Below are 12,254 nucleotides of genomic sequence, written 5' to 3' on the forward strand. Positions count from 1 at the left end.
ATACCTCCAAATCGCTGCAAACTTCATTTCTGACTCACTTTCTGCGCTTTCTCTTTTCTTTTTTAGACTTCACTTCTGCCTGCGTGGCAACCGGCTCTTCCACGGGTTTTGGAAAAAACGGAGCGAGCTCCGCCCTGATATCCTCCCTGAATGCATTTTTTACACCTTCCAGTGCAGCGTCTTTGACTTCTCCCGTAAGTCTGTCTTCTTTGAGAAGTTTCACAACCACTTCCTCACCCGGCCAGCTTCCACCCAGGTACCTGGCAGCGTGCCTGCGCACCATCGCCGACTCACTTTCACTTGTTGCAGCCGAGCGCAGCAGGTATACAGACTCCGGACTACCGACTGTTTGAATGCTCGCAAGCAGGGCCGATTTACGTGTGTCATCCAGCGTACCGATTTTTTGATTGATGTAGGAAATCCCTGCCTGTTCCAGCAGCAGCGAACCCGCATCCCGCCCGATTACTTCGTCCGATTTGTCGAGGGCCAGTTTCAGAAGCCGGTCCTGCTCCGATTCCAGGGCATAGCGTGTCATCAAATCAATGTAGTGCTCGGTTCCGTAAGTTTCGTCCAGCAGCTTGTTCAATGCCGTAAGTCCCTGCTGGGAGTTGGTTACAAATGATTTATCCAAATGTAAAAGCGCGAGCTTGCTTACCTCAATCCTGTCGGAAGACGGAATGCTCATCACATTCAGCAGTGCCTGCGACTTTTCGTATCCCGCATGAAAGAAGTCGAACGCACGAAAATACCGGAGCCTGCTTTTGAAGCTCACCGTTGTATCGGCAGCAAGGTCGGTCAGATAGGGAATGGCGCGTCGCGTACGGGCGAGCCAGATGATGTCCTTGCCGGCAGGAGTTGCGCCCGGGTTACTGCCTGCTTTGCTCAGCCAGGCCGGAAAAATCCGCTCCCACTGATCATACGCCCCAATGCTCAGCGCCTCCACCGACCAGCGGTCGTTGCCCTGGTACTGCTGCGCCAGTTGCAGCCATACGTCAAGCGCTTCATAGGTATGGTTATGGTTGATCGCCAGCGCGCATTCGCGGCGCACCTGCGGATCACGATCAGACGTCAGCCGCTTGATGTACTCGGTAGGATCACTGTTGCGCTGGCGTACAGCCCGGAGCGCAGTAATCCGGATATTGGGATTCAATTCCCTGAATGCAATGTCCAGGTTGCGGTAGTTGAACCCTTCAATGCGGTTGAGTACCCACAGCGCCCTGGCCCTGAGTTTGGGATTGGCATCGTACTGCCTGAAAAGTGCTTCCAGGTAAGGCTCAGCGGCCCAGCCATGCTTCACACATGCATTCCAGGCCAGGTAGCGCATGGACAAATTGGGACTTTGCAGCGCCTGTACAGCCTGCTCAGGGATGTTGAGATCAAAAACAGGAACCTTGTATGCTGTGCCGGGAGGAGCGATCCGATATACACGGCCGCGGCTTTTGTCTTTCATTTTATTGGAACCGATCACCGGGTCATACCAGTCGGAAACCATGAGGGAACCGTCCGGAGCAACACAAACATCCGTTGGCCTGAACCATTTGTCACGTTTACCCTCCACAATGGGATTGATGCCCATGCATTTGAAGCCGGCGCCATCGGGCTGTACAGGAAATGAGTTCAGTGCATTTTGTCCGGCATCGGCAACGATTACCTGGTCCCAGTACTTCCTGGGCAGCAGATCGCCCTCGTACACGGTCATTCCCATCGGAAAACCTGAGCCAGTCTCGATCAGGTCGGGTACCACGCCGGGATCGTTCTGGTGCCAGTGGCGACGCGGAATTTCGTCTTCAAGGTTGGTACGATTGAGCCGCCAGCTTGCGCCGGTCATTTCGTCCACATACCCGAAATTGCCATTTTCCATGACGTAAGACACCCGGTCACCCCCGTTGCCGGGCTCCTCCTGATCAGATTGCCACATGGTACCATAGCTGTCCACAGCCACCTCGAACCCATTGCGGAAGTTTTCGGCAAGTATTTCCACTTTGGTAAAATCCTGGTCACACCGGAAAACCACGCCCTGCTTGTACTGTCTGAAATCAATGGGCCGCTCGTATTTATCAAGCAGCGGCCGGTCCTGCCCATCGACGAGCTGCCGGCCGGCATTTCCATAATTGAAATAAAATTTACCATCCGGACCAAAAACAAAGGCATGAATGCCCGCATCCTGCTGGGTACCGCCAATTCCCTTGAATAAAATTTCTTTGGTATCGGCCTTGTCGTCACCATTGGTATCGGTCAGGAGCCACACATACGGACTTTGTGAAACGATTGCCTTGTTGCCCATCACCCAGATCCCCAGCGGCGCATTGATTTCGGGACCCTGGTAAAAAACCTTGCTCACATCCGCCTTGCCATCACCGTCCTTGTCTTCCAGGATCACAATGCGGTCTCCTACTCCCAGCTCCGACTTTCCATTCACAGCCGGGCGATAGTTGTACGATTCGCATACCCATACACGGCCGCGGTGGTCGACATCAATGTTGATGGGATTGGTAATGTGGGGTTCTGAGGAGAACAAGGTTGCTTCCAGGTCATCGGCAAGCTGCAGGCCAGCCACTGCATTGGCAGTAAACCTTCTTTCCGCTTCGGACAGGGCTGCATAGACGCTGTCGGGATGGACTGCGGCCAGGGTGTCGGCCGACTGGGAAAAACCGTAAGAAATACAGAATAGTGTGTTTACGGCAATCAGAAATGTAAATTTCTTGAAATCGAACTGTTTCAAAATCAAATCAATGAGGAGTTTTATTCAGAATTCCTCCTAAAAATACCCGATGTTTCCTGAAAAATGAAAACCGCCATCAAAGTAATTGGAGCTAGAATCTTGAAAGATTGTTTTGTTATATTGCTAAACAATCCATTATACACGCCACTAAAATTTAATTGTGAAAGAAAAAGTAAAGCTACCTTATCGCCATTGAGCTACCGAACAAAATGCAATTGAAAATGACCTTGAACAGCCTGCGAATGACAGGCGCATTGACGGATGACATGTAAAATGCCATTCTTGACGAGCTAAATGCAATAGATGATACGGTGAGAAAACTTGAAGCAGTACTGCGAACTTTATAGACCAGGCAAAATGAACATCAATCATATTCTGAAAAAAGTTGCTGAATCGCAGACAGGCGAGGCATACGAAAAAGCAAGTGCAGAAGCATTAGATTACTTTGCTGGCGCACCCGAGGCAGACCGTGAACATATCCGGAAAGCATTGCTGAAAAAGGCTGACGAAATTATGGAAAAAGCAGTGGAAGCACGTCAGCGTGCGGCCGAGCTGATGGCCGAACTCCATGGGCAGGAAGTAAGTCTGGAAATCGATGGGACAAAGTACCCGCTTAGTGAATGGGTGACAATGAAGGAATATTGCCGCCGGTTCGGCATTAAAAATACAATGATCGTCAACAACTGGATCGCCCGAAATGTCATTCCAAAAGAAAATGTCCTCCACATCAGCCAGTTAAACAACCTCCGGCTTATCAAGGCAGTGCCTTATAAAAGTTAAAGGGGAGCGATTTGCTCCCCTTTACTATTTTTTCAGATTACTCAGATAATCCACCAGACTGACGAGCTCCTCCGTGCTCATGGCATCGGGGAGGCCGGCGGGCATCATGGAGTCGCTGAGCTGTTTAATGGATTTGACCTGTGACATTTTGTATTCCTGCGTAGAACCACCCGGAAACTTCATGATCAGGTCAGTTTCGGTTTTGCTGGATATAATCCCCGAAACGGTCGAACCATCCTTGAATTTTACCTCAAAGCCTTCATACCCGAACCCGATACCCGCACTTGGCTCAAAAATGGCAGCATATTGTGCTTCCTTGGGCAGCTTGCTGCCAATCTCGGATAACTTCGGTCCGAAATCCATACCCTCTCCATTGACCTGGTGACATACGGAGCAGTAGGATGAGAACACCTGCTTTCCTTTGGAAACATTGCCTTTCATGGTGATGAGTTCTTTTACATCCGGGTGCTTTCTGGCTGCTACGGCACCTGCATCCGAGTATTTGGCTGCTTCCATTTTAACAGATTTCCGCCAGGCGCCGGCCAGACCTTTTACAGCTGCCGCCTTGATGTCGCCCGTATATTTTCCATCTTTCAAGAGGTCAAGGACAATATCCTCTCCGCTCATGGTGCCGCCCAGCGCCCGTGCCGAGGCAAGGCGCAGCGGCTCGGGGTATTTGGTGTCGAGCGATACGGTTTTCAGCATATCGAGTGCTTCTTTTGAGCCGATACTCCGCATGGCAGTTACTGCGGCTTCACTTTTATCTGCATCATTCCCTTTGATCACCGACCATATCAGTTCTGCTCCGCCCTGCTTCATCAGCTGAGAAGCAGCGCCCCGGCCCAGGCCCGAATAAGGTTCTTTCACGGCCATTTCAAGCAGCCGCTGGTTTTCACCTGGCAGCTCATACCGGCCGAGCATTTCAAGGTATACGGGCGTGCCGTAAGATGAATCGAGCAGTTTTTGCACGGCTGCCATTGCCTCAGGGCTTTGTTTTACAAATGCAGGATCAAGATGCCGCAGTACCAGCTCATTGACTTTGCTCTGATCCGGTGCATTTCCCTTCATAATTTTCAGCAAGGCACTGGATTTCTGAGTGGCTCCCGGATTGAAGTCGAATGCACGGAAATAGCGCAGGCGGCTTTTCAGCGGAACATTGGAATCACTTGCCAGGGAAGCGAGCAGGTTCACCGACTCGCTGGAACGTGACCGCCAAACAATGTCTTTGCCCGCTTGTGAAGCCACAGGATTTATCCCGGACTTGTTCAGCCATGCCTTGAAGAATGAATCCCACTGACCTTCGGCTGCAATACCCAGTGCTTCCAGGTACCAGCGATCCTTGCCGTCATATTGCTGTGCAAGCTGTGTCCACAAGGCAGGAGCCTCGGGCGAAGCATTGTTATGAAGCATCAGGGCACATTCGCGGCGTACCTGCGGATCCGTATCCCTGGCAAGAAGCTGTATGTAGGGTATCAGCTGCAATGCTTTTAATTCGCTGGCAGCCCGCAATCCGGCAATGCGGATGTCGGGGTTTGCGTCTTTTACAGCCTTGTCAATGTTCCTTTCGCCGGCAGCGGTTTTGCTGAGCAGCCACAGGGCCCGGGTGCGCATGCGCGGGTTGGCTTTTTTATCCAGATACAAAGCTTCAAGTGCCGGTACTGCCTGGTCGCCCATTTTGCTCAATGCATTCCAAGCCATGTACCGCACCGAAACACTCGGACTCTGAAGTGCCTTAATTCCCCCTGTTACCGTTGTAAAATCGTTTTTGGGAATGCGGTAAGTAGTGCCGGGAGGTGCAATACGGTAAATGCGGCCCTTGTTCTGATCACCCGCCTGGTGCCCGCCTACACCCGGATCATACCAGTCTGACACGATCAGGGAACCGTCGGGAGCCACGCAAACATCCGATGGCCTGAACCATTGGTCGCGCTTGCCGTCCACGATGTTGACGATTTTGGCCGTGTATCCTGCGCCGGCTTTCTGCACCGGATATGACCGAACTACATTGTGACCAGGCTCGCAGTGGATCATCTGATCCCAGAATGCTTTTGGCAGCAGCCTGCCTTCGTACACGACCATGCCTGTGGGTGAGCCGGAGCCTGTCTGCAGGAGGTTGGGCACTACACCGGGATCATTGAGGTGCCAGTGGCGGTATGGGATAGAATCTTCCATATTGGTGCGGCCCGCCCGCCAGCCTGCGCCGGTGAGCTCGTCGGTATAGCCGTAATTTCCGTACTGCATTACATAGTTGATCCGGACACTCTTGTTGCCGTCGTCATCATTGTCGGATTGCCACAGGGTACCGTAGCTGTCGACCGCCACTTCGTAGTTGTTTCTAAAATTGTTGGCCAGCACTTCTATATTGGTAAAATCAGGGTCGCAGCGGAAAACCATACCCTGCTTTAGTTTTGTAAAATCAATAGGCTGACCATTTTTCCCGATGACAGGCTTTCCTTTTCCGTCCAGCAGCTGTCCTCCCTCATTTCCGAAGTTGAAATACAGCTTGCCATCAGGACCAAATACGAAAGCATGCATACCATGGTCGTGCTGCTCTCCTCCGATTCCTTCAAAAATCACTTCCTTTTTATCCGCCTTTCCATCGCGGTTTTCGTCAGTAAAAAGCCACACATACGGGCTCTGGGAAACAACTACCCGGTTATCCATCACCCAGATTCCGATCGGCGAGTTGATTTCTTTGCCCTGGTAGAATACAGTTGTCTTATCCGACTTGCCATCACCGTCCGTATCTTCCAGGATCAGTATGCGGTCACCTTCATTTTTGGTGGGATTACCGTTAATGGCAGGGCGGTAGTTGTAAGCTTCGCACACCCAGACCCGACCGAGATGATCGACATCAATGTTGGTGGGATTGGTAATGGCCGGCTCCGCTGCAAATAGTGTTGCTTCCAGTCCTTCGGTGACGGAAAGACCTGCTACGGCGTATTTGGCGGAACGTTTCTGGGCATCGGTCAGGTCTTTGTAAAGACTGTCGAGCGTCCGGCTGTCGGCCGTACTGGGGTTGGACTTCTGGTAGGAAGCGACCATCAGGCCCAGCACAAGACAGCCCGCGGGCAATAGTTTTAATGTTTTATTAAAGTTCATGTGAGTTGGATGCGAAGACTTATTCAGGCCGGGTGCCGGCCATTAACCGCACATATAAGAGTACCGCAGGCGCTCATTTACTATTTTCACGAATATTTTTTTTAGAGATGGCGCGGCGTACTGCGTGCGAAAATGCTTTATGTGGGTAATTTGCCGTGAAAGGATGCTTTTTTGAATAAACATTTACCTATGAACAAAGCGCTTCCTACCCTGATAACCTGCTGGCTGATGACAAGCAACATAGCTGCTATGGCACAAAACGAAACCATGAACCTCTGGCCCGAGGGCAAAGTACCAAACTTCAAAGCCAGCTCCGTGCAGGAGAAATCCGAGACCGATGCGAGCGGCATTTTGCGTATCAGCGGCGTAACCGTACCTACAATCACGGCTTACATAGCGCCCAAAGAAAAGGCCACAGGTGCGGCTGTGATGATCTGCCCGGGCGGCGGCTACTCCATTCTTGCAGCGTCCCATGAGGGGAGCGATTTTGCTAAATGGTTTAACGAGCGCGGAATTTCTGCATTTGTCCTCAAATACCGGCTCCCCGACGAAAAAGCAATGACGCACCAGCACGAAGTTCCGCTGATGGATGCCATGCAAGCCATGAAACTGATCCGTCAGAATGCCGGAAAGTGGAATATTGATCCGTCGAAGATTGGTGTGATGGGCTTTTCGGCGGGTGGTCACCTTGCTGCCACGATTTCCACGCATTACCATGCAGGAAAAAATGGGTCGGAAGAAGCCAAACCGAATTTCTCCATCCTGCTGTACCCGGTTGTATCGTTCATGCCTGCGATATCACACGGGGGGTCACGTGATAAATTGTTGGGCGCGGAGAAATCGGAAGAACTTATTAATTACTACTCCAATGAATTGCAGGTCAGTGAGAAAACGCCGCCTGCCTTCCTCGTACACGCCGAAGATGATGGAGCTGTGCCCGTTGAAAACAGCATTGAGTACTATCTTGCATTGAAAAAACTGAAAATCCCTGCCGAAATGCACCTCTACCCTATCGGGGGACATGGTTACGGCATGCGGACGGAAGGAAAAGGTTCCCTCTCCGGCTGGCCCGCAGCCATGGAAGGCTGGCTGAAATCGCGCGGGTATATGAAAAATTAATGTCACTGAATTCCTTGCATGCAGGCTATCAACCGCTTTTTAACTAATCATCAATACCTGCTTTTCGTGTATATCGCCCTGGCCGTTTTTGCCAGTCTGCAATCGTACTTCGGGCGGCTCGACAGCTTTGTACCGGGTGGACATTTGTACACCCACTACAACAATTATATTATTTTCAAGCAGTCTTTTTTTCACCTGATCCACGGGCAGGATCTGTATGCGGAATTTATTGAGGAGCAGGGAGATTTGTTCAAGTACAGTCCGACCTTTGCACTGGTTTTCGGTATCCTGGCAATCCTTCCGGACGTTGTGGGACTTACCCTCTGGAACGTACTGAATGCAGTAGTCCTGTTTTATGCGATAGAGCATTTACCCAGGTTTACAGCACGCACCAAGGGACTGATCCTCGTTTTTGTGGTGGTTGAGCTGCTTACAGCAATGCAGAACGAGCAAAGCAATGCGCTGATCGCCGGGTTGTTCCTGCTCATGTTCGGCGCACTGGAAAAGCGGAATTACTGGCTGGCTTCCTTTTTCCTGATATCCACCATTTACATCAAACTGTTCGGGATTGTGGCGCTGGCGCTTTACCTGCTGTATCCCGGAAAGCTGAAGCTGACCTATACCACGGCTTTCTGGGTATTGCTTTTTACCCTGCTGCCGCTGATTGTTGTGGATAGCGGGCAGTTTGTGTTTTTGTATAAAAGCTGGGGAAACCTGCTGTCCAATGATCACTCCATATCCGACGGACTTTCTGTTATCGGATGGCTGAAATCGTGGTTCGGCTGGGATGGGAATAAAACGTACGTGAGTGTGGCAGGAGCAATACTGTTCTGTATTCCACTGCTCAGGATCAGGCAATATGGTGATTTTACATTCCGGGCGCTGTTCCTGGCGTCGGTAATGATTTGGGTGGTTATCTTCAATCACCGCGCCGAGTCCCCTACATTCATCATTGCAGCGGGCGGTGTGGCCATATGGTACTATTCGCAGAAACAAACCACTGCCAACTATGTGCTGCTGGTGCTTGCATTTGTATTCACAACACTCGCTCCTACGGATATTTTTCCAAAATTTGTTCGCAATGAATGGTTCAAGCCTTACGTGGTTAAGGCAGTGCCGTGTATCCTGGTATGGGGTAAGATCTGGCTGGATCTGATGTTCGGCAAACTGGAAGAAAGGGAAGAAAACCCAGTGGCTGCGTTGCAGGAGTGATGCGGCTTCACTCCCGGACGCAGCTGCAACAGTACTAGTTCATGGTGATCAGTGTGCGGCGCACTTCACGCACGTCATCACTGCCGAGACGGATATTCTTAACAATTTTCTCGCGGTCGCCGGAAATTTCGAGAATGTAATCACCGTCTTTCATTTCCGAAAAGTTAAGCTTACGGCCATATTTTGTCTGGCTTTTTGGCAGGTATTCGTTGTGCAGCACCTTGCCGTTTTCACTAAGCAGCCGTACTACCACGCGCTCTCCCTTCTGCTTTTCAAGCAGCAAATTCATCGTCATGGTATTTTTGACGCGGTACATTCCTGCCCTGAAAGTTTCGCAGGTGTTATTCTTACATTCTGATTTGGGGTCAATAGGGGCAGCGGTAATGGCCTGGGTGCAAATTGCAAGCGACAATGCGGTAGCTGCTACGGTTCTGATCAGGTTTTTCATAGCTTCCGAAGGTTAAGTTGGAGTAAAACGTTCTGTATTTTACCCAATGAGGCCGCTTCGGTTACTCCTGTTGCATGTCTGGTTTGAACGGTTAAATGCAGGTTTGAATGGCTAGCCGCCAATGGCAATCATTTCGCGGTTCTGCTCGTAGTCAGTGCGGGCTTGTTTTTCCTGGAAACCAATATGTCCTCCATGCGCGAAATGCTTTTTACGAAAATGATTGTATATCAATGATCTCACATCCTCTCCCCTGCGCAGCGGGGTAAGCAGGTCCGCTTCCGATGTATCAAAAAGGCAGTTTTTCAGTTTGCCGTCAGCCGTAAGCCTGATCCGGTTACAGCCTGCGCAAAATGGCTGCGTAACGGTACCGATAATCCCGAAGGTACCTGCCCCGCCCTCCACTCTGAACCTGCGCGCAGTATCGTGGGCTTCACCCGGCAATGCTTCAAATGCATATTCCTGCCCGATCCCGCTCAGCAAATCGGCGTAGGAAACAATCTTGGACATATCCCACTGATTGCCTTTGAATGGCATAAACTCAATAAAGCGCACGTGCAGATTAGGTTGTGCGGCGGTGAGTCTTACAAAATCATTGACCTCATCCTCATTCACTCCTTTCATCACCACCATGTTCAGCTTCACTACAAAGCCCGCTTCCAAAAGCAGGTCAATGTTGTGCATGGTCTTAGAAAAAAGATCGCGCTTGGTGACCTGCTGAAAACGCTCGCGCTTCAAGGTATCCAGACTCACATTTAAAGAAGTTACTCCCGCATTTTTCAGGGCAGGAATATACTGTTCTGCGTAGATCGCATTGGTAGTAAGGGTCAGGGAAGCAGGCAGTTTACCCAAACTTTCCATGATCTGACCGACATCCTTCCGCACCAGCGGCTCTCCTCCGGTAAGCCGGATCTTTTCGACACCCATTTCCACCAGTATGCCCGCCAGCACCTCGATTTCGTCGGCTTGCATCAACCATTTGGAAGGCATAAACTGCATTTCTTCCTGCGGCATGCAATAGGTGCAGCGCAGGTTACACTTATCCGTGAGCGAGATACGCAGATAAGTATGCTTGCGGCCAAATGTGTCGAGAATCGGTAATGTCATCAAACCTGATCGTGTCTGTTTCCTTCGAGAACGCTGAAAACGTGTAATACGTGCGGAAAAAGTGCATCCATATATTCTGTCACACCGCCGGTACTGCCCGGCATGGTGATCACCAGCGTATTTCCGACAAACCCGGCCGACGAGCGCGATAGCATAGCAGTAAGTATACGCTGCTGCCCGTACTGGCGTGCAACTTCTGCTATTCCGGGAATAGGCCTGTCAATAAGCGCATCCACAGCTTCGGGAGTAACATCTCTTTCCGAAAGGCCGGTCCCGCCTGTGATCAGCACCAGACGGAAGCCGGTGCTGCAAAGAGCAAGGACCTTATCACGGATAAGTTGTACATCGTCCGGAACAATGCTGTAATCAGCAGCCTGCAAGTTCCATTCTTTCAGTTTTTCGATAATGCGTTTGCCGGATTTGTCTTCTCCCAATCCGCTGCTGATACTGTCCGAACATACAACCACAGCGGTTTTCAGGTTTGCCGGCACCGGCTTGCGGTCGCTTTTTCCGCCTTTCTTTTCGAGCAATCTGATGTTTTTTATTTCAACACCCTTGTCGATCGGTTTGAGCATGTCGTACATCGTAAGCGCCACAACCGACGCGCCGTGCATAGCCTCCACCTCTACACCGGTTTTGTATATCGTTTTAACCGTAAGCTCAATGATAATATCCAGGCTCTCAATCCTGTACTGCACGCCGGTATATTCAACCGGGATAGGATGGCAGTCGGGCAGCAAATCGGGGGTTTTCTTCACCGCCAGAAACCCGGCAGCCTTCGCCATTTCAAATACATCTCCCTTCGGCACAATGCGCTTCTGAATGGCTTCAATGGTCTCGGCCTTGCTGACCTGCACAATAGCCTGGGCAGTAGCAATGCGGAGTGTGGGCGATTTGTGGGTAATGTCGACCAAGTTTAATGATTGAATGATTGAATGACTGAATGTTTGAGGGAGGGAGTAGTGGGTGAGTTAGTCGTTAGTGAGTTAGTGAGGGAGTGAGTTAGTGATTTTTTATCCTCTTTTCTCCCTTTCTCCTTCCTCCCTTCCTCCTTCCTCCTCCTCCCTAACTATTCTCCTTCCAAATGTACTTACCTTCCCCGCCGATCAGTTCTTTTCCGAAGATGGGGACTTTGGTTTTGATTTCTTCTACGATAAACTCCGAGGCTTCAAAAGCGGCGCGGCGGTGGGATGATGAGACAAATACAAACAGGCTTACCTCACCTGTGGGAACAATGCCGAGACTGTGATAAATGTGGAGGCAAACCAGATCGAATTTTGCAAAGGCGGCTTCCCTGATTTCGTGAAAAGCCTGCTCGGCCATGGGTTCATAGGCGGAGTATTCAATGCCGGTTACGGCACCTTCCGGTTTCTGATCGGCACGGATCTGCCCCAGGAAAATGGCATGAGCGCCAATGCTGGTTTTTTGCTGATGACTGGCCACAGACTTCGATATAAACTCCGGACTGACCGGCCCCTGAACGAAGACTTTTTTAGGCTTGTGCGTTTTTTCCATTATTTACAAAATCATCCTCCCGCAAACGGAGGCAGCAATGCAATCTCTGCATGTGCTTCTACCGGCGCGAGATCATCCGCTATCTGCTGGTTTACAGCTATCTTAAACTTACGTTCCCGCATGGCAGGGTACTTGTCTGTGATCAGCCCGCGCAGCTGCCCCACGGTCAGCCGGCCATCCTCATCCAGCAACTCTTCCGACCGGCCTGCAATTTCGGCCAGCATTCCATAGTAAGTAATCCGAAAGCTCATT

10 protein-coding genes are annotated in these 12,254 nt (G+C 50.8%); 3 read left to right on the forward strand and 7 right to left on the reverse strand.

Annotated elements, in window-relative coordinates; translation table 11 throughout:
- Positions 1 to 34 precede the first annotated feature (34 nt).
- On the reverse strand, positions 35 to 2,728 hold the full coding sequence (locus HWI92_RS14400) for a PVC-type heme-binding CxxCH protein (RefSeq protein WP_229247964.1): 2,694 nt from the start codon (positions 2,726 to 2,728) through the stop codon (positions 35 to 37).
- Between the two features lie 351 nt (positions 2,729 to 3,079).
- On the opposite strand from HWI92_RS14400, the gene HWI92_RS14405 reads away from it, so the two are divergent.
- Complete coding sequence (locus HWI92_RS14405; protein ID WP_204656317.1) at positions 3,080 to 3,502, forward strand: hypothetical protein; 423 nt, start codon at positions 3,080 to 3,082, stop codon at positions 3,500 to 3,502.
- Between the two features lie 24 nt (positions 3,503 to 3,526).
- Here HWI92_RS14405 and HWI92_RS14410 read toward each other — a convergent pair whose 3' ends face one another.
- Positions 3,527 to 6,604 carry a PVC-type heme-binding CxxCH protein gene (locus HWI92_RS14410; protein WP_204656320.1) on the reverse strand — a complete coding sequence of 1,026 codons (3,078 nt, stop codon included), beginning with the start codon at positions 6,602 to 6,604 and terminating at the stop codon, positions 3,527 to 3,529.
- 189 nt (positions 6,605 to 6,793) lie between these two features.
- Here HWI92_RS14410 and HWI92_RS14415 point away from each other — a divergent pair, with 189 nt between their 5' ends.
- Positions 6,794 to 7,723, forward strand: a complete 930-nt coding sequence (locus HWI92_RS14415) for an alpha/beta hydrolase (RefSeq protein ID WP_229247966.1) — start codon at positions 6,794 to 6,796, stop codon at positions 7,721 to 7,723.
- 18 nt (positions 7,724 to 7,741) lie between these two features.
- Entirely contained in the window at positions 7,742 to 8,935 is a 1,194-nt protein-coding gene (locus HWI92_RS14420; protein ID WP_204656322.1) for a glycosyltransferase family 87 protein, read from the forward strand.
- Positions 8,936 to 8,969: 34 nt separating this feature from the next.
- Here the strand turns inward: HWI92_RS14420 and HWI92_RS14425 are convergent, their stop codons facing one another.
- From HWI92_RS14425 to HWI92_RS14445, 5 genes are all read right to left on the reverse strand, one after another.
- Positions 8,970 to 9,383 (reverse strand): T9SS type A sorting domain-containing protein, encoded by a 414-nt coding sequence (locus tag HWI92_RS14425; protein WP_204656324.1) that lies wholly within the window; start codon positions 9,381 to 9,383, stop codon positions 8,970 to 8,972.
- Positions 9,384 to 9,494: 111 nt separating this feature from the next.
- On the reverse strand, positions 9,495 to 10,487 hold the full coding sequence (moaA, locus tag HWI92_RS14430; protein ID WP_204656326.1) for a GTP 3',8-cyclase MoaA: 993 nt from the start codon (positions 10,485 to 10,487) through the stop codon (positions 9,495 to 9,497).
- Positions 10,487 to 11,401, reverse strand: coding sequence for a bifunctional molybdenum cofactor biosynthesis protein MoaC/MoaB (gene moaCB / locus HWI92_RS14435; protein WP_204656328.1), 915 nt, complete (start codon positions 11,399 to 11,401; stop codon positions 10,487 to 10,489). Before moaCB ends, moaA begins: the two co-directional genes overlap by 1 nt.
- Positions 11,402 to 11,552: 151 nt before the next feature.
- Complete coding sequence (locus HWI92_RS14440; protein WP_204656338.1) at positions 11,553 to 12,002, reverse strand: molybdenum cofactor biosynthesis protein MoaE; 450 nt, start codon at positions 12,000 to 12,002, stop codon at positions 11,553 to 11,555.
- Between the two features lie 11 nt (positions 12,003 to 12,013).
- The gene (locus HWI92_RS14445) at positions 12,014 to 12,253 is read right to left on the reverse strand and encodes a MoaD/ThiS family protein (RefSeq protein ID WP_204656340.1); all 240 of its coding nucleotides are present in this window, start codon (positions 12,251 to 12,253) and stop codon (positions 12,014 to 12,016) included.
- Position 12,254 lies beyond the last annotated feature (1 nt).

It is taken from the genome of Dyadobacter sandarakinus (assembly GCF_016894445.1).
GTDB lineage: Bacteria > Bacteroidota > Bacteroidia > Cytophagales > Spirosomataceae > Dyadobacter > Dyadobacter sandarakinus.

Coding starts and splice junctions, on each gene's coding strand:
- HWI92_RS14405 (WP_204656317.1), top strand. CDS start 3,080: ATGAACATCAATCATATTCTGAAAAAAGTTGCTGAATCGCAGACAGGC.
- HWI92_RS14410 (WP_204656320.1), bottom strand. CDS start 6,604: ATGAACTTTAATAAAACATTAAAACTATTGCCCGCGGGCTGTCTTGTG.
- HWI92_RS14415 (WP_229247966.1), top strand. CDS start 6,794: ATGAACAAAGCGCTTCCTACCCTGATAACCTGCTGGCTGATGACAAGC.
- HWI92_RS14420 (WP_204656322.1), top strand. CDS start 7,742: ATGCAGGCTATCAACCGCTTTTTAACTAATCATCAATACCTGCTTTTC.
- HWI92_RS14425 (WP_204656324.1), bottom strand. CDS start 9,383: ATGAAAAACCTGATCAGAACCGTAGCAGCTACCGCATTGTCGCTTGCA.
- moaA (WP_204656326.1), bottom strand. CDS start 10,487: ATGACATTACCGATTCTCGACACATTTGGCCGCAAGCATACTTATCTG.
- HWI92_RS14440 (WP_204656338.1), bottom strand. CDS start 12,002: ATGGAAAAAACGCACAAGCCTAAAAAAGTCTTCGTTCAGGGGCCGGTC.
- HWI92_RS14445 (WP_204656340.1), bottom strand. CDS start 12,253: ATGAGCTTTCGGATTACTTACTATGGAATGCTGGCCGAAATTGCAGGC.